This is a genomic window from Pseudomonas sp. DR 5-09, assembly GCF_001655595.1.
Lineage (GTDB): Bacteria > Pseudomonadota > Gammaproteobacteria > Pseudomonadales > Pseudomonadaceae > Aquipseudomonas > Aquipseudomonas pharyngis.
Genome location: NZ_CP011566.1, coordinates 4,979,910 through 4,995,847, shown reverse-complemented (window position 1 = coordinate 4,995,847; position 15,938 = coordinate 4,979,910). Strand labels below are relative to the sequence as shown.

Here is a 15,938-nt window from a genome sequence, read left to right as displayed (position 1 = left end):
GATATGCGAACGTGCCGTCGTGCTGTAACTGTTCTGGCTCTCAGCCTCGCGCCGCTTGCGGCGTGGGCTGCGGTTCCTGTGGTCGATGACAACTCCGGTTATAACAATAGCGGGAGCAGTTATCCGCCTGCAGGTTACGGTACGAACGGCGCCTATGCCGGGGGAGCGGCTTCGGCCCCTGCCTCGGCAAACGGCATGCTGTTCAACCAACTGCAACAAATGCAGGATCAACTGTCGCGCCAGCAAGGCGTGATCGAAGAACTGCAGAACCAGGTTTCGCGCATGAAACAGGAATCCCTGGAGCGATACCAGGATCTTGATCGGCGCATAGGATCCGGCGTTGCACCAGCCGCGACTCCCGAGAATTCTTCTGCCGGTGGCGATGCAAGTGCTGCTGCCGGTGCTGCTGCTGGAGCCGGCGCCGCTGCTGCCGCCCAGGCACCTGCCGCAGGTAGCGAACCGGCTGATCCGGCCAAGGAAAAGCTGTATTACGATGCCGCTTTCGACCTGATCAAAGCCAAGGATTTCGACAAGGCCAGCCAGGCGTTTGCCGCATTCCTGCGTAAATACCCGAACAGCCAATACGCGGGCAACGCCCAGTACTGGCTGGGTGAAGTGAACCTGGCCAAAGGCGATCTGCAAGGTGCAGGTCAGGCTTTTGCCAAGGTTTCGCAGCTGTATCCCAAGCACGCCAAAGTGCCGGATTCGCTGTACAAGCTGGCTGACGTAGAGCGCCGCCTCGGTCATACCGACAAGGTCAAAGGCATTCTGCAGCAGGTGGTGGCCCAGTATCCGGGTACGTCCGCCGCTCAGTTGGCCCAGCGCGATCTGCAACGCATGTAACAGCGTTGACCCGTTTGGAAGAAACCCGCGCTTGTCGCGGGTTTTTTCGTTAGAATTCACGCCCTTTTATGAAACACGCTTCTGGTGATCTACGCGTTGGCGGGGTTGCCAGAGGTGCCTGACGGAGGCGGACAGCCTGTTTAGCTGTTACGCCCGTGGCGACTATGCAAGACACATTGAGAATTACCGAAGTTTTCTACTCGTTGCAGGGGGAAACGCGGACTGCCGGGTTGCCCACTGTTTTTGTGCGCCTGACCGGTTGCCCCTTGCGTTGCCAATACTGCGACAGCGCCTACGCGTTCAGCGGTGGCACGATCCGTACCCTCGACGACATCCTCGAGCAAGTGGCCGGCTTTCGCCCGCGCTACGTCTGCGTCACTGGCGGTGAGCCGTTGGCACAGCCCAATGCAATCCCTTTGCTCAAGCAATTATGCGATGCCGGCTACGAGGTCTCGCTGGAAACCAGCGGCGCTCTCGACATCTCGGCGGTCGATTCGCGGGTCAGTCGGGTGGTCGACCTGAAGACGCCAGACTCCAAAGAAGCCCATCGTAACCGTTACGAGAACATCGAACTGCTGACGCCCAACGATCAGGTGAAGTTTGTCATCTGCTCGAGGGACGACTATGACTGGGCGGTATCGAAGCTGATCCAGTACGGTCTTGAGCGACGTGCGGGTGAAGTGCTGTTTTCCCCAAGTCACCACGACCTGAACGCTCGGGATCTGGCGGACTGGGTGGTGGCGGATAACCTGCCAGTGCGCCTGCAACTGCAGCTGCATAAATATCTATGGAATGATGAGCCGGGGCGCTGAGATGACTGAACAACTGAACACTAGCCAAAAACGTGCGGTAATCCTGCTGTCGGGTGGCCTGGACTCGGCCACTGTCGTGGCCATGGCCCGCGCTGAAGGCTACGCCTGCTACACCATGAGTTTCGATTACGGTCAGCGTTCCTACGCCGAACTGCATGCCGCCGCTCGCGTTGCCCGCGATCTGGGCGTGGTCGAGCACAAGGTGATCGGCCTGAACTTGAACGGGATGGGCGGTTCGGCTCTGACGGACACCAGCATCGATATCCCGGAAGAATTGGGTGAAGGCATCCCGGTGACTTACGTGCCGGCGCGCAACACGGTTTTCCTGTCGCTGGCCCTGGGCTGGGCTGAAGTGCTCGGCGCCCGCGACATCTTTATCGGCGTCAACGCGGTGGACTACTCCGGTTACCCGGATTGCCGTCCCGAGTTCATCGAGTCGTTCGAGCGCATGGCCAATCTGGCAACCAAGGCTGGCGTCGAAGGCAATGGTTTCCGCATCCAGGCACCGCTGCAGAATCTGAGCAAGGCGCAGATCGTCCAGGCGGGGGTGAAGCTTGGCGTTGATTATGGGCTGACCGTTTCCTGCTATCAGGCCGACGATGATGGCCGCGCTTGCGGCAAATGCGACAGCTGCCGACTGCGTGCAGAAGGCTTCGCGGCGGCCGGAATCAGCGACCCGACACCTTATTTTTGATTTTTTTCAAATTAGGTGTTGAATAGTCCTTAAAAATCAGTATTATACGCGCCACCACACAGCGGGTCGTTAGCTCAGTTGGTAGAGCAGTTGGCTTTTAACCAATTGGTCGTAGGTTCGAATCCCACACGACCCACCATATTTGGCGGTTTAGAAAATCCGGAAGGCCCACGAAAGTGAGGATTTCCGGGTTTTTTTTTGCCTGCGATTCGGGCATTCCTCCCTTCGTTTCTTCCCTCCGTGACACAGGTCAGAATCATCTTTTGTATCAACGGGATATTCTGTAGCCTTGCGCAGCTTCATTGCTGTCCGTGCCTGATAATACTCACTTTCCCGGCGGTACCCTCAAGCGGTCCGGAGCCGGGTGTATACTCGACTTTCGCGCGAATGCGCCTGCAGGTCTTGCGAACATGACGCAGATTTCCGAACGCCTTCTGGTACAAGCCCACCTCGACGCCAAGCAGCCCAAGCCGCTGACAGCCGAGGAAGAAGCTTATTACCGTTCCGCCATCGCCGACGAGCTCAAGGCTCAGGACGCGGTGCTGGTTGCCCACTTTTATTGCGATCCGATCATCCAGGCCCTCGCCGAAGAAACCGGCGGTTGTGTTTCCGACTCCCTGGAAATGGCTCGCTTCGGCAACGCCCATCCGGCCAAGACCGTGGTGGTTGCCGGCGTGAAATTCATGGGCGAGACCGCGAAGATTCTCAACCCTGAAAAGCGCGTGCTGATGCCGACCCTGGAAGCGACCTGCTCGCTGGATCTGGGTTGCCCGGTGGACGAGTTCTCGGCGTTCTGCGATCAGCATCCGGAGCGCACCGTGGTGGTGTATGCCAACACCTCGGCCGCCGTCAAAGCCCGGGCCGACTGGGTCGTGACCTCCAGTTGTGCACTGGAAATCGTCGAAAGCCTGATGGACAACGGCGAAACCATTATCTGGGGTCCGGACAAGCACCTGGGCACCTACATCCAGCGTCAGACCGGCGCCGACATGCTGCTCTGGGATGGTGCATGCATCGTCCATGAGGAGTTCAAGTCCAAGCAGCTGGAAGACATGAAAGCGCTGTACCCGGACGCCGCCATTCTGGTGCATCCGGAGTCGCCGACCTCGGTGATCGAGTTGGCGGACGCCGTCGGTTCTACCAGTCAGCTGATTGCCGCCGCTCAATCGCTGCCGAACAAGACCCTGATCGTGGCCACTGATCGCGGCATCTTTTACAAGATGCAGCAGCTGTGCCCGGACAAGGTCTTCATCGAGGCGCCAACCGCCGGTAACGGCGCGGCATGCCGCAGTTGCGCACATTGCCCGTGGATGGCCATGAACACCCTTGAACGCACGCTGAGGTGCCTGAAGGAGGGCTCGAACGAGATCTTCGTCGACCCGGCCCTGATCCCGCAGGCGATTCGTCCGCTGAAACGCATGCTCGATTTCACTCAGGCAGCACGGATGAAGCTGGCCGGCAACGCCTGACCTTGCGACGCAAACAAAAACGCCCCGATTGGATCGGGGCGTTTTTGCATCTGGAGGATTATTTGGCTTTCTTTGGAATTCGCACAAGCTGCGTGTCGGAGTAGATGTCATGCCAAGCGCGCTTCTGCTTATCGAGCAGCGACCAGAAGAACCCCAGGCCCAGGCACAGCCACGACGCAATCGACACCATGAACCGCAGCAACGCCTGCCACAGGCTGATCGCAGTGCCATCGGCGTTCTGCACGCGAATGCCCCAGACCTGCATGCCCAGGGTCTGCCCGGCGTGGGTCCAGAATTTGGCAAAGAAGCCAAACAGCACCAACAGCAACACCGTGGAGTACAGCGGATCGCCATCCAGCTGCCCGGCATCGGTCATGACGCGTAGGCGCTCTTCGCCGATGATTGCCGCCTGGATCAGCTTGTAAACAAAACCGGTCACGATCAGCAGAGCGGTGCACAGCAAAAAGTCATAGAACATCGCTGCCAGACGACGACCCAGGCCGACGGCGGGGAAATCGCCCTGGGGGGTGAGCAGGTGTTTCGACATGGCAGCCTCTGGACGGAAAGTGAAGCGCCATTTTACGGATTTGCGCCCACAAAAAAGCCCCTGATATCAATATCAGGGGCTTTTTCGTAACAGAAGATCAGCCTTCGGCTTGTACTTCGTCAGCCTGCATGCCTTTCTGGCCCTGCACAGCAACGAAGGTCACTTTCTGGCCTTCTTTCAGGCTTTTGAAGCCGTTGCCCTGAATGGCGCGGAAATGCACGAACAGATCCGGACCGCTTTCTGGAGTGATAAAACCAAAACCTTTCTCGTCGTTAAACCACTTGACGGTACCGCTCTGACGTGTGGACATTTCTTATTTCCTTTGACGCAAAAATTGATGACAGTCTCCTTCTCATGAAAGAGTACTGGGGCTGGTTGCAGGAGAGTAAGAAGACGTCGAACGGGATGTAGCTAACTTGTAGGCTACTGCCCAGGTCACGATTCCAAGCTGACCCATGCAAACACAGTGGACAAACTCTACGCCAACTACGGGAGAAAAAACAAGCCCCGCGAAGGCCCCGGTTTTCCTGCGCTTGCTGGCACTTAGTCGATTCACTAGTCCGGCTTATACGATTAGCTTGTTCAATTGTTTTCGAACGTTATAAGCCAAGTTCAAATTCGAATCGTATGTAAGTGGAGTGCACTGTTTTATGGCGATTGCGTTACACATTAGTGCACGCATAACGCAATCGCGTTACTTATAGAAACAGTCAATCAACCGCGATAGTAGCGTTGTGGAACAAATGGCATTTTGCTTACAAGCAATGGCACCTTTTTCCCACGAACAATTGCCCAAACGGCCGTATCGAGTGCGACGTAGGCGCTGTCCAGGTAACCCATGGCCAACGGGCCGCCCAGGGTCGGGCCGAACCCGCCGCTGCACACGCTACCGACGATTTCGCCAGCGTCGTTGACGATCTCTGCACCTTCACGGACCGGCGTACGCTCTTGCGGCAGCAGGCCGACGCGTTTGCGCTGAACGCCGTTTTGCTGTTGAGCGAAGACTTGCTCCGCACCCGGGAAACCACCGGCGCGCGCACCATCGGCACGCCGAGGTTTGGAGATTGCCCACAACAGGCTGGCTTCGATCGGTGTGGTCTCGGTGTTCATGTCGTGGCCGTACAGGCACAGGCCGGCTTCCAGGCGCAGCGAGTCACGGGCGCCAAGGCCGATGGCGGCGACTTCCGGTTCGGCCAGCAGGGCGCGGGCGAGTTTTTCCGCATCGGCTGCCGGAACCGAGATTTCATAACCGTCTTCACCGGTGTAGCCCGAGCGGCTGACAAAGCAGTCAACGCCCAGCAGCTTCACGCGGGTGAATTGCATGAAAGTCATTTTCGCCACTTCCGGCGCCAGGCGTGCCAGCACGGTCACGGCAGCCGGGCCTTGCAGGGCGAGCAGGGCGCGTTCTTCGAACAGCTGTTCAATCTTGCATTGATCGCCGATGTGTTTTTGCAGATGGGCCAGGTCCTGGTCCTTGCATGCGGCGTTGACCACCAGGAACAGCTCGTCATTGCCGAGGTTGGCGACCATCAGGTCATCGAGGATGCCGCCGGTTTCGTTGGTGAACATTGCGTAGCGCTGCATGCCCACCGGCAGGTCGATGATGTCTACCGGCACCAGGGTTTCCAGGGCTTTGGCGGCATTGGCGCCGGTCAGGCGGATCTGGCCCATGTGCGAGACATCGAACAGCCCGGCCTGCTCACGGGTGTGCTGGTGTTCCTTCATCACGCCCAGCGGGTATTGCACCGGCATGTCGTAGCCGGCGAACGGCACCATGCGGGCGCCGAGTTCGAGGTGCAGAGCGTGCAGCGGGGTTTTCGACAGTTGTTCAGTGGACATGCGTGACTCCTTGATTCACACCAACCCTCTCCCGGAGGGAGAGGGGGCCAGTTTTGTGTTCTCTCCCAAAGGGAGAGCGAGTTTATGGCGCGATCAGCACTCGATAATGTTGACCGCCAGACCGCCACGGGCGGTCTCCTTATATTTGCTTTTCATGTCGGCGCCGGTCTGGCGCATGGTGCGGATGACCTTGTCGAGGGAGACGAAGTGCTGCCCGTCTCCGCGCATGGCCATGCGCACGGCGTTGATCGCCTTGACCGAGCCCATGGCGTTGCGCTCGATGCACGGCACCTGCACCAGCCCGCCGATCGGATCGCAGGTCAGGCCGAGGTTGTGTTCCATGCCGATTTCAGCGGCGTTTTCCACTTGCTGAACGCTGCCGCCGAGGACTTCGCACAACGCACCAGCTGCCATCGAACAGGCCACGCCGACCTCGCCCTGACAGCCGACTTCGGCGCCGGAGATCGAGGCGTTTTCCTTGTACAGAATGCCGATGGCCGCCGCAGTCAGCAGAAAACGCACCACGCCGTCATCGTTCGCGCCGGGAATGAAGCGCATGTAGTAATGCAGCACCGCAGGAATGATCCCCGCTGCGCCATTGGTCGGTGCCGTGACCACGCGCCCGCCGTTGGCGTTTTCTTCGTTGACGGCCAGAGCGTAGAGGTTGACCCAGTCCAGCACCGACAGCGGATCGCGCAGCGACGATTCCGGGTTCTTGCACAGCTGCCGGTGCAACGCCGCCGCCCGCCGCTTGACCTTCAGGCCTCCCGGCAGGATGCCTTCGTTGCGACAGCCGGCGGCCACGCAGTCCTGCATCACTTGCCAGATTCTCAGCAGGCCGGCGCGGGTTTCCGCTTCCGGGCGCCAGGCGCTTTCGTTGGTCAGCATCACCTGGCTGATCGACAGACCGTAGGTGGCGCAGTGACCGAGCAAGTCCTTGGCACTCTTGAACGGGAAGGTCAGCGGGGTGGCGTCTTCGACGATACGGTCGGCGCCAGCCGCATCTTCGTCGACCACGAAACCACCGCCGACCGAGTAGTACTCGCGGCTGCGGATCTGCAATCCCGCCGCATCGAAGGCACGGAAGATCATGCCGTTGGGGTGATAGGCCAACGGCTTGCGGATCATTGCCAAGTGTTCTTTCTCGTTGAACGCAATGCTGTGTTCGCCAAGCAGGTTCAAACGCCCGTTGCCACGAATCTCCGAGAGACGGGCGGCGACGGTTTCGGTATTCACGGTGTCCGGGTGTTCACCTTCCAGGCCCAGCAGCACGGCCTTGTCGCTGCCGTGTCCCTTGCCGGTGGCGCCGAGGGATCCATACAACTCGACCCTGACGCTGGTGGTGGCCGACAACAGGTTTTCCCGACGCAGGCCTTCGACGAAGCGCGCGGCTGCGCGCATCGGGCCGACGGTGTGGGAGCTGGAGGGGCCGATGCCAATCTTGAACAGGTCGAACACGCTTAACGACATGAGTTGTTCTCCGGTTTCTTGTTATAGGAATTGGCGGAATATCAGGCTTGATGCATTTCCTTGTGGGAGCGGGCTTGCTCGCGAATGCGGTGAATCAGTCGCCATCAATGTTGCCTGGCACACCGCATTCGCGAGCAAGCCCGCTCCCACAGGGGGATCTGTGGTGATGCTGAAATCGGGGCAGGTAAACCTGCCCCCCTATTCGTTTAAGCGTAGCTTTCGATCGACGGGCAGGCGCAGACCAGGTTGCGGTCGCCGAACACGTTGTCGACGCGACCGACCGGCGGCCAGTACTTGCCTTCGATCAACGACGCCACCGGGTACACCGCTTGTTCGCGGCTGTACGGGTGAGTCCACTCGCCCACCAGTTCCGCTGCGGTGTGCGGAGCGTTCTTCAGCGGGTTGTCGTCTTTGTCCAGGGTGCCGTTTTCCACTGCGCGGATTTCTTCGCGGATGCGGATCATGGCGTCGCAAAAGCGGTCCAGCTCTTCCTTGGATTCGCTTTCGGTCGGCTCGATCATCAGCGTGCCGGCCACCGGGAACGACATGGTCGGTGCGTGGAAGCCGAAGTCGATCAGGCGCTTGGCGACGTCATCGACGCTGATGCCGCTGCTGTCTTTCAGCGGGCGCAGATCCAGGATGCACTCGTGCGCCACCAGACCGTTGCTGCCGGTGTACAGCACTGGGTAGTGCTCTTCCAGGCGACGGGAAATGTAGTTGGCATTGAGGATCGCCAGTTGCGAAGCGCGCTTGAGACCTGCGCCACCCATCATGCGAATGTACATCCAGGTGATCGGCAGAATGCTCGCGCTGCCGAACGGTGCTGCGCAGACCGCGCCTTCCTTGCGTTCCATGTGGCCGTGGCCCGGCAGGAACGGAGTCAGGTGCGATTTCACGCCGATCGGGCCGACGCCCGGGCCGCCACCACCGTGCGGGATGCAGAAAGTCTTGTGCAGGTTCAGGTGCGACACGTCGCCGCCGAACTTGCCCGGTGCGCAGAGGCCGACCATCGCGTTCATGTTGGCGCCGTCGATGTACACCTGGCCGCCGTTGTCATGAATGATGCCGCAGATTTCGCGGATGCCTTCTTCGAACACGCCGTGGGTCGACGGGTAAGTGATCATCAGCGCCGCGAGGTGTTCGCGGTGCTCGATGGCCTTGGCGCGCAGGTCTTCGATGTCCACGTTGCCACGGGCGTCGCACGCGGTCACGACCACGCGCATGCCGGCCATGTTGGCGGTCGCCGGGTTGGTGCCGTGGGCGGACGACGGGATCAGGCAGATGTCGCGACGGTCTTCGCCACGGCTCTGGTGATAGGCGCGAATCGCCAGCAGACCGGCGTACTCACCTTGGGAACCGGCGTTCGGTTGCAGGGAGATCGAGTCGTAACCGGTGGCGGCGCAGAGCATCGCTTCCAGTTCGTCGGTCAGTTGCTGGTAACCGGCGCTTTGCTCGGCTGGGGCGAACGGGTGCAGCGCACCGAATTCGGCCCAGGTCACCGGGATCATTTCGCTGGCGGCGTTGAGTTTCATGGTGCACGAGCCCAGCGGGATCATGGTGCGATCCAGTGCCAGGTCCTTGTCCGCCAGTTTGCGCAGGTAGCGCATCAGCTCGGTTTCCGAGTGATAGCGGTTGAACACCGGGTGGCTGAGGATCGGCGACTGACGCACCAGCGCGGCTGGAATGGTGCTTTGCGCGGCAGCGGCGAGAGCAGCGAACTCCGGCAGGGTCTTGCCGTCGGCGAACAGGCCCCACAGGGTTTCAATGTCGGCCTGGGTGGTGGTTTCGTCGACCGACAAGCCCAGACGCTGGGCGTCGATCACCCGCAGGTTGATCTGTTGGGCGCGAGCCTTGTCATGCAGCGCGGCGGTTTGTGCGCCGGTGGCGAGGGTCAGGGTGTCGAAGAAGCTGGTTTGCTCGACGGTCACGCCCAGTGCGCTCAGGCCCTTGGCCAGGATCGCGGTCAGGTGATGCACGCGGTTGGCGATCTGGGTCAGGCCTTTCGGGCCGTGATACACGGCGTACATGCTGGCGATGTTGGCCAGCAGCACTTGCGCGGTGCAGATGTTCGACGTGGCTTTCTCGCGGCGGATGTGTTGCTCGCGGGTCTGCATCGCCAGACGCAGGGCCGGCTTACCGAAGCGGTCAACCGAGACACCGACCAGGCGGCCCGGCATGTCGCGCTTGAACGCATCTTTGGTGGAGAAGTAAGCCGCGTGCGGGCCACCGAAGCCCAGCGGCACGCCGAAGCGTTGCGCGCTGCCGATGGCCACGTCGGCGCCGAATTCGCCCGGCGGGGTCAGCAGGGTCAGAGCCAGCAGGTCAGCGGCGACGGCGACCAGTGCGTTGGCGGCGTGGAAGCGTTCGGTCAGTTCGCGATAGTCGAACACATCACCATTGCTGGCCGGGTATTGCAGCAGCGCGCCGAAGAACGGCGTCACGTCGGTCAGCTCACGCTCATCGCCCACGACTACGTCGATGCCCAGAGGCTCGGCACGGGTGCGCAGCACGTCGAGGGTTTGCGGATGGCTGTGGATCGAGGCGAAGAACTGGTGGCTGCCCTTGTTCTTGCTCAGACGTTTGCAGAAGGTCATGGCTTCGGCGGCGGCGGTGGCTTCGTCGAGCAGGGAGGCGTTGGCGATCGGCAGGCCGGTGAGGTCGCTGATCAGGGTCTGGAAGTTCAGCAGCGCTTCGAGACGGCCCTGGGAAATTTCCGGCTGGTACGGGGTGTAAGCGGTGTACCAAGCCGGGTTTTCTAGCAGGTTGCGCAGGATCGGCGATGGCGTGTGGCAGTTGTAGTAGCCCTGGCCGATGTAGGTCTTGAACAGCTGGTTCTTGCCGGCGATGCCTTTGATCATCGCCAGGGCATCGGCTTCGCTCAGGCCGTCGTCGAGGCCGAGCACGCTGGTGCCCTTGATGCTTTCCGGGATGACGCTGGCGCTCAGGGCTTCGAGCGAGTCGAAGCCGAGGCTGTTGAGCATGGCTTGTTCGTCACCGGCGCGCGGGCCGATGTGACGGGCGATGAATTCGTTGGCGGTGCCGAGATTTACTTGGGTCATTTCAGATTCCTCAGGCTTCGGCTTGGGCTTTGATCAGGCGGTCGTAGGCGTCCTGATCCAGCAGCTTGGCGACGGCGGTCGCGTCGGTTGGCTTGAAGCGGAAGAACCAGCCTTCGCCCAGCGGATCTTCGTTGACCAGTTCAGGGCTGTCTTCCAGGGCCGGGTTAGTGGCCAGGACTTCACCGTCCAGTGGCATGTAAACGCCGCTGGCGGCTTTTACCGATTCCACGGTGGCGGCTTCGGCGCCTTTGTCGTACGCCTGCAATTCAGGCAGTTGCACGAACACCACGTCGCCCAGGGCGTTCTGCGCGAAAGCGGTGATGCCAACGGTGACAGAACCATCGGCTTCGGCGCGCAGCCATTCGTGATCTTCAGTAAAACGCAACTCGCTCATGGAATCTCCTAGGGGCCAGACTCGTCTGGTGGACGCGGTGGAATACTCGGGCGGCAATGCCCTGATTTTATGAGCGGTTACTTAGCAAGAACGCGGCCAATGTAAAAATATCGTTATAAATCAACGGTTTGATTGATTTGTGTGCGGGTGCGAACACGTTGGCTGTAGCGAAATCGCTACGGCGTGAGACGAAGAAAAAAGCTGAACCGGATCAAAGCCTTGCACAGCGGTGATCGGAGGAGGGTGTAGCGATATCGTTCCGCTGTAGCGCTTTCAGTACAGATGGAGGTCGCTTTTGAACGGATTTCGAATCCGCCACATACCTTGTGGGAGCGAGCCTGCTCGCGAAGAGGCTGTGTCAGTCGCCATCATTGCTTGCTGGACCACCATCGCGAGCAGGCTCGCTCCCACAGGGAATTTGCGGTGGATCAGGGTTTGTTGGGGATGCCGTACTTGCGCAGCCGATGGGCGATTGCGGTGTGCGAGGTTTGCAGGCGGCTGGCCAGTTGGCGGGTCGAGGGGTAGCTGACGTAGAGTTTTTCCAGCAGCGATTTCTCGAAGGCTTCGACCGCTTCTTCCAGGCTGTCGACGTCGGTGTCGGTCTGGCGTGCCACGGAGGTGCCGGCGATGTCGAGGTCGCCGATGTCCACCAGGCTGCTTTCGCAGATCGCGGCGGCGCGGAAGATCACGTTCTGCAATTGCCGCACGTTGCCCGGCCAGCGGTTGCCGAGCAGCGCCGGGTAAGTGCCCGGGGCGAGGCGGCAGACCGGGCGCTGGATCTGCGCGCAGGCCTGCTGCATGAAATAGCGCGCCAGCAACAGAATGTCCTGACCGCGTTCACGTAGCGGCGGTACTTCGACGTTGAGCACGTTGAGGCGGTAGAACAGGTCTTCGCGGAACAGGCCTTCGCTGACCATTTTCTCCAGGTCGCGGTGGGTCGCGCTGAGAATCCGCACGTTGACCTTTACCTCACGATCGCCGCCGACCCGACGGAAGCTGCCGTCGTTGAGAAAGCGCAGCAGCTTGGCCTGCAAGTACGGCGACATCTCGCCGATTTCGTCGAGGAACACTGTGCCCTGGTTGGCCAGTTCCATCAGCCCCGGTTTGCCGCCGCGTTGCGCGCCGGTGAAGGCGCCGGGGGCGTAGCCGAACAGTTCGCTTTCGGCGAGGTTCTCCGGCAGGGCCGCGCAGTTCAGTGCGAGGAAGGGCGCGTTGTGCCGGGCGCTGATGGCGTGACAGGCGCGGGCCACCAGTTCCTTGCCGGTGCCGGTTTCGCCCTGGATCAGCAGCGGCGCGTCGAGGGCCGCCACCCGTTGGGCGCGGGCCTTGAGGGTGCGGATTGGCGGCGATTCACCGAGCAGCGCATCGAAACCTTCGGCATGGTCGTGATGCAGCGCCGACAGTTGTTCGCCGATGCGGTTGGGTTGATACAGCGTGAGCAGGGCGCCGGCGTCGGTGATCGGCGTGGCGTCGAGCAACAGGGTCTGGCCATTGACGGTGATTTCCCGCAGCGGCAGGCGGAAGCCTTGTTCGAGCAGGGTTTCGAGCAGACCCGGATCGTTGAACAGTTCCGAAACGCTTTCGCCCGCCGGCTCGCGACCGTACAGGGCGATCAGCGCCGGGTTGGCCAGCAGCACCTTGCCGGCGCTGTCCAGCGCCAGTACCGGGTCGGTCATCGCCGCGAGCAACGCATCGAGCTGCAAGTGCCGACGCTGGCCGGGGAGGATGTCGACCACGGTCACTGCTTCTACACCACGCACGCGAAACAGCGCATCTTTGAGTTCTTCGAGCACTTGCGGGCTCAGGGTCGGGGCGTCGATGTAGACGTTGGGCGGGATCATCTCCACCGCATCCAGATTGAGATTGCGCCCGCCGAGGATAGCCAGGACTTCCTGGGTGATGCCGACGCGGTCGATGAAGCTGACGTGGATACGCATGGGGCGGTTCTGGGTTCTGGAGTGCGGAGGGGGGCAAGTATGCCTTGATGGGGGACTGGGGTGAAATCTTGAGATCGGCGTCGTACTTGAAATCCACCCCTCACCCCAGCCCTCTCCCCAGCGGGGCGAGGGGGAAAGGGAGCAGATTGGGGGCTTTTCAAAACTTGAGTTCGGCTCGCTAATTCAGGTCGGTGTACCTTGAGCGAGCAACTCGGTCAGTCCCCTCTCCCTCCGGGAGAGGGTTAGGGTGAGGGGGCTTTTGGGGTTACTCGAAATGCTCGGGATTGACCGGATCCCCGGACTGCATATTCAGCTGCTTGCGGATGTCCTCAAACATCAGGTCGTAATGCTTGTGCACCGAGCCGATCTGGCTGTGGCTCTTGGGAATGCCGTACTTTTCGGCAATCTGCGTCACGTTGCGAGCGAAGTTGTAGGCTTCCTCCTTGGGCAGAAAGAACGGTTCGTTGACCTCTTTGCCCTGCATGCTGCCATGCAGGGTGAACTGTATCCCTTTGCCTTTCTGGGGATCGGTGAACACTTCATAGTCGAGGTGCACGTTGTAATTGACGTCGTCGTCAGTCAACGCATGCCGCTCGATATGCAAATGACCGGGTTCGAACTGGGCCATGGTTTTCTCCTTTCAAGGCATGGGAGAAGGGCAGACATGAGGTCTGCCCCCGGAGTTTCTTTTTATCGGTAGGTGATGCCCGGCGCTGCCGTGCTGACCCGCGTACCGGCGGTGCCCTGGACGATGGCTTCGATGTCCGAGAGCGAACCGATCACCGCGACCTTGCCAGTATGGCGCGCGAATTCACAGGCTGCCTGCACCTTCGGCCCCATGGAGCCGGCGGCGAAGCCCAGGCGTTCGAGTTCGTCCGGGTGGGCCTGGGCGATGGCTTTCTCGGTGGGCTTTTTGAAGTCGACGTACGCCGCGTTGACGTCGGTGGCGATCACCAGCAAGTCCGCCTCCAGCTGTTCGGCCAGCAGCGCCGAGCACAGATCCTTGTCGATCACCGCTTCAATGCCTTTGAGATTGCGCTTCTCGTCGTACATGGTCGGAATCCCGCCACCGCCGGCGCAGATCACGATGCTGCCCTTGTCCAGCAGCCACTTGATCGGGCGGATTTCAAAGATGCGTTTAGGCCGTGGGCTGGCCACCACGCGGCGGAACTTGTCGCCGTCCGGGGCAATCGCCCAGCCTTTTTCAGCGGCAAGTTTTTCTGCTTCGGCTTTCTCGTAGACCGGGCCGATCGGTTTGGTCGGGTTCTTGAAGGCCGGGTCGTTGGCATCGACTTCGACCTGGGTGAGCAGGGTGGCGAACGGGACTTCGAAGTCCAGCAGGTTGCCCAGTTCCTGTTCGATGATGTAGCCGATCATGCCTTCGGTTTCGGCACCGAGCACGTCCAGCGGGTAAGGGGTGACGGAGGTGTAGGCCGCTGCCTGCAACGACAGCAGGCCGACTTGCGGGCCATTGCCGTGGGCGATGACCAGTTGGTTGCCGGGATGGATCTTGGCGATTTGCTCGGTGGCGATGCGGATGTTGGCGCGCTGGTTGTCAGCGGTCATCGGCTCGCCACGGCGGAGCAGGGCGTTACCGCCCAAGGCTACGACGATACGCATGGTGCTTGTCCTTCTGAATAACAATAGGGTCTGACTGAACGAGCGCGGTCACTGTGGGAGCCGGGCTTGCCCGCGATGGCGCCGGGTCAGTCAGCATTGTCGTTGGCTGACACACCGCTATCGCTGGCAAGCCAGCTCCCACAGTGACCGTGTCGTGTCAGTTGGAGCTGTGCCGGTTACAGATCAGCCAAAGTCGACACCAGAATCGCCTTGATGGTGTGCATGCGGTTTTCCGCTTGCTCGAAGGCGATGCAGGCCGGCGACTCGAACACGTCGTCGGTCACTTCGATGCCATTTTTCAGGTGCGGATACTGTTCGGCGATCTGTTTGCCGACCTTGGTATCGCTGTTGTGGAACGCCGGCAGGCAGTGCATGAACTTGGTGCGCGGGTTGCCGGTGGCTTTCATCAGTTCGACGTTGACCTGGTACGGCAGCAGTTGCTGGATACGCTCGGCCCAGGCTTCCACCGGCTCGCCCATCGATACCCAGACGTCGGTGTGGATGAAGTCCACGCCCTTGACCGCGGCTTTCGGGTCTTCGGTCAGGGTGATGCGCGCGCCGCTTTCCTCTGCGTATTTTTTGCAGCGATCCACCAGGTCGTCGTGGGGCCACAGGGCTTTCGGCGCACAGATGCGCACGTCCATACCGAGTTTGGCGCCGATCAGCAGCAGCGAGTTGCCCATGTTGTTGCGCGCGTCGCCCAGGTAGGCGTAGCTGATTTCGTGGATCGGCTTGTCGGCGTGCTCACGCATGGTCAGCACGTCGGCGATCATCTGGGTCGGGTGATATTCATCGGTCAGGCCGTTGAACACCGGCACGCCGGCGAACTTGGCCAGCTCTTCGACGATTTCCTGCTTGAAGCCACGGTACTCGATGGCGTCGTACATGCGCCCCAGCACGCGGGCTGTGTCCTTCATGCTTTCCTTGTGGCCGATCTGCGAGGAGTTCGGATCGATGTAGGTGACGTTGGCGCCCTGGTCATAAGCGGCGACTTCGAACGCGCAGCGGGTGCGGGTCGAGGTTTTTTCGAAGATCAGGGCGATGTTGTTGCCCTTCAGGTGTTGCTGCTCGGTGCCGGTGTACTTGGCGCGCTTGAGGTCGCGGGACAGGTCGAGCAGGTAGCGCAGCTCACGTGGGGTGTGGTGTTCCAGGCTGAGCAGGTTACGGTTGTGAATGTTGAACGCCATGATGATTCTCCTTGGATTCGGTAATCGGCCCGGCCGCTACGGGATAGGTGCGGCCGGGGAGATGGTC

Annotated in this window: 14 protein-coding genes and 1 tRNA gene; 5 read left to right on the top strand and 10 right to left on the bottom strand. The window is 60.7% G+C overall.

Annotated features, from left to right (window positions below; translation table 11 throughout):
- The first annotated feature begins 3 nt into the window (after positions 1–3).
- From ybgF to nadA, 5 genes are all read left to right on the top strand, one after another.
- The gene (gene ybgF, locus PDR5_RS22420) at positions 4–843 is read left to right on the top strand and encodes a tol-pal system protein YbgF (protein WP_064598998.1); all 840 of its coding nucleotides are present in this window, start codon (positions 4–6) and stop codon (positions 841–843) included.
- Between the two features lie 164 nt (positions 844–1,007).
- On the top strand, positions 1,008–1,655 hold the full coding sequence (queE, locus tag PDR5_RS22415) for a 7-carboxy-7-deazaguanine synthase QueE (protein ID WP_064598992.1): 648 nt from the start codon (positions 1,008–1,010) through the stop codon (positions 1,653–1,655).
- 1 nt (position 1,656) lies between these two features.
- Positions 1,657–2,349 (top strand): 7-cyano-7-deazaguanine synthase QueC, encoded by a 693-nt coding sequence (gene queC, locus PDR5_RS22410; RefSeq protein WP_064598991.1) that lies wholly within the window; start codon positions 1,657–1,659, stop codon positions 2,347–2,349.
- 63 nt (positions 2,350–2,412) lie between these two features.
- Positions 2,413–2,488: transfer RNA gene (locus tag PDR5_RS22405), tRNA-Lys, on the top strand.
- 271 nt (positions 2,489–2,759) lie between these two features.
- Positions 2,760–3,818: a quinolinate synthase NadA gene (gene nadA, locus PDR5_RS22400; protein ID WP_064598989.1), complete on the top strand. Its 1,059-nt coding sequence runs from the start codon at positions 2,760–2,762 to the stop codon at positions 3,816–3,818.
- Between the two features lie 58 nt (positions 3,819–3,876).
- Here the strand turns inward: nadA and PDR5_RS22395 are convergent, their stop codons facing one another.
- The 10 genes from PDR5_RS22395 to PDR5_RS22350 form a co-directional block, all read right to left on the bottom strand.
- Complete coding sequence (locus tag PDR5_RS22395; RefSeq protein WP_064598987.1) at positions 3,877–4,365, bottom strand: RDD family protein; 489 nt, start codon at positions 4,363–4,365, stop codon at positions 3,877–3,879.
- Positions 4,366–4,462: 97 nt separating this feature from the next.
- Positions 4,463–4,675, bottom strand: a complete 213-nt coding sequence (locus PDR5_RS22390) for a cold-shock protein (protein ID WP_003237709.1) — start codon at positions 4,673–4,675, stop codon at positions 4,463–4,465.
- A gap of 404 nt (positions 4,676–5,079) precedes the next feature.
- Positions 5,080–6,204 carry a glycine cleavage system aminomethyltransferase GcvT gene (gene gcvT / locus PDR5_RS22385; protein WP_064598985.1) on the bottom strand — a complete coding sequence of 375 codons (1,125 nt, stop codon included), beginning with the start codon at positions 6,202–6,204 and terminating at the stop codon, positions 5,080–5,082.
- 93 nt (positions 6,205–6,297) lie between these two features.
- Positions 6,298–7,674: an L-serine ammonia-lyase gene (locus PDR5_RS22380; protein ID WP_064598983.1), complete on the bottom strand. Its 1,377-nt coding sequence runs from the start codon at positions 7,672–7,674 to the stop codon at positions 6,298–6,300.
- 206 nt (positions 7,675–7,880) lie between these two features.
- A complete protein-coding gene (gene gcvP, locus PDR5_RS22375; protein ID WP_064598981.1) occupies positions 7,881–10,733 on the bottom strand; it encodes an aminomethyl-transferring glycine dehydrogenase in 2,853 nt (950 codons plus the stop codon).
- Positions 10,734–10,743: 10 nt separating this feature from the next.
- Positions 10,744–11,127: a glycine cleavage system protein GcvH gene (gcvH, locus tag PDR5_RS22370; protein ID WP_064598980.1), complete on the bottom strand. Its 384-nt coding sequence runs from the start codon at positions 11,125–11,127 to the stop codon at positions 10,744–10,746.
- Between the two features lie 428 nt (positions 11,128–11,555).
- Entirely contained in the window at positions 11,556–13,064 is a 1,509-nt protein-coding gene (locus tag PDR5_RS22365) for a sigma-54-dependent transcriptional regulator (RefSeq protein ID WP_064598978.1), read from the bottom strand.
- A 265-nt stretch (positions 13,065–13,329) separates the two neighbouring features.
- A complete protein-coding gene (locus PDR5_RS22360) occupies positions 13,330–13,692 on the bottom strand; it encodes a DUF5064 family protein (protein WP_039766036.1) in 363 nt (120 codons plus the stop codon).
- A gap of 62 nt (positions 13,693–13,754) precedes the next feature.
- Positions 13,755–14,684, bottom strand: coding sequence for a carbamate kinase (arcC, locus tag PDR5_RS22355; RefSeq protein WP_064598976.1), 930 nt, complete (start codon positions 14,682–14,684; stop codon positions 13,755–13,757).
- A 176-nt stretch (positions 14,685–14,860) separates the two neighbouring features.
- Positions 14,861–15,871 (bottom strand): ornithine carbamoyltransferase, encoded by a 1,011-nt coding sequence (locus PDR5_RS22350; RefSeq protein WP_064598974.1) that lies wholly within the window; start codon positions 15,869–15,871, stop codon positions 14,861–14,863.
- Between the last annotated feature and the right edge of the window lie 67 nt (positions 15,872–15,938).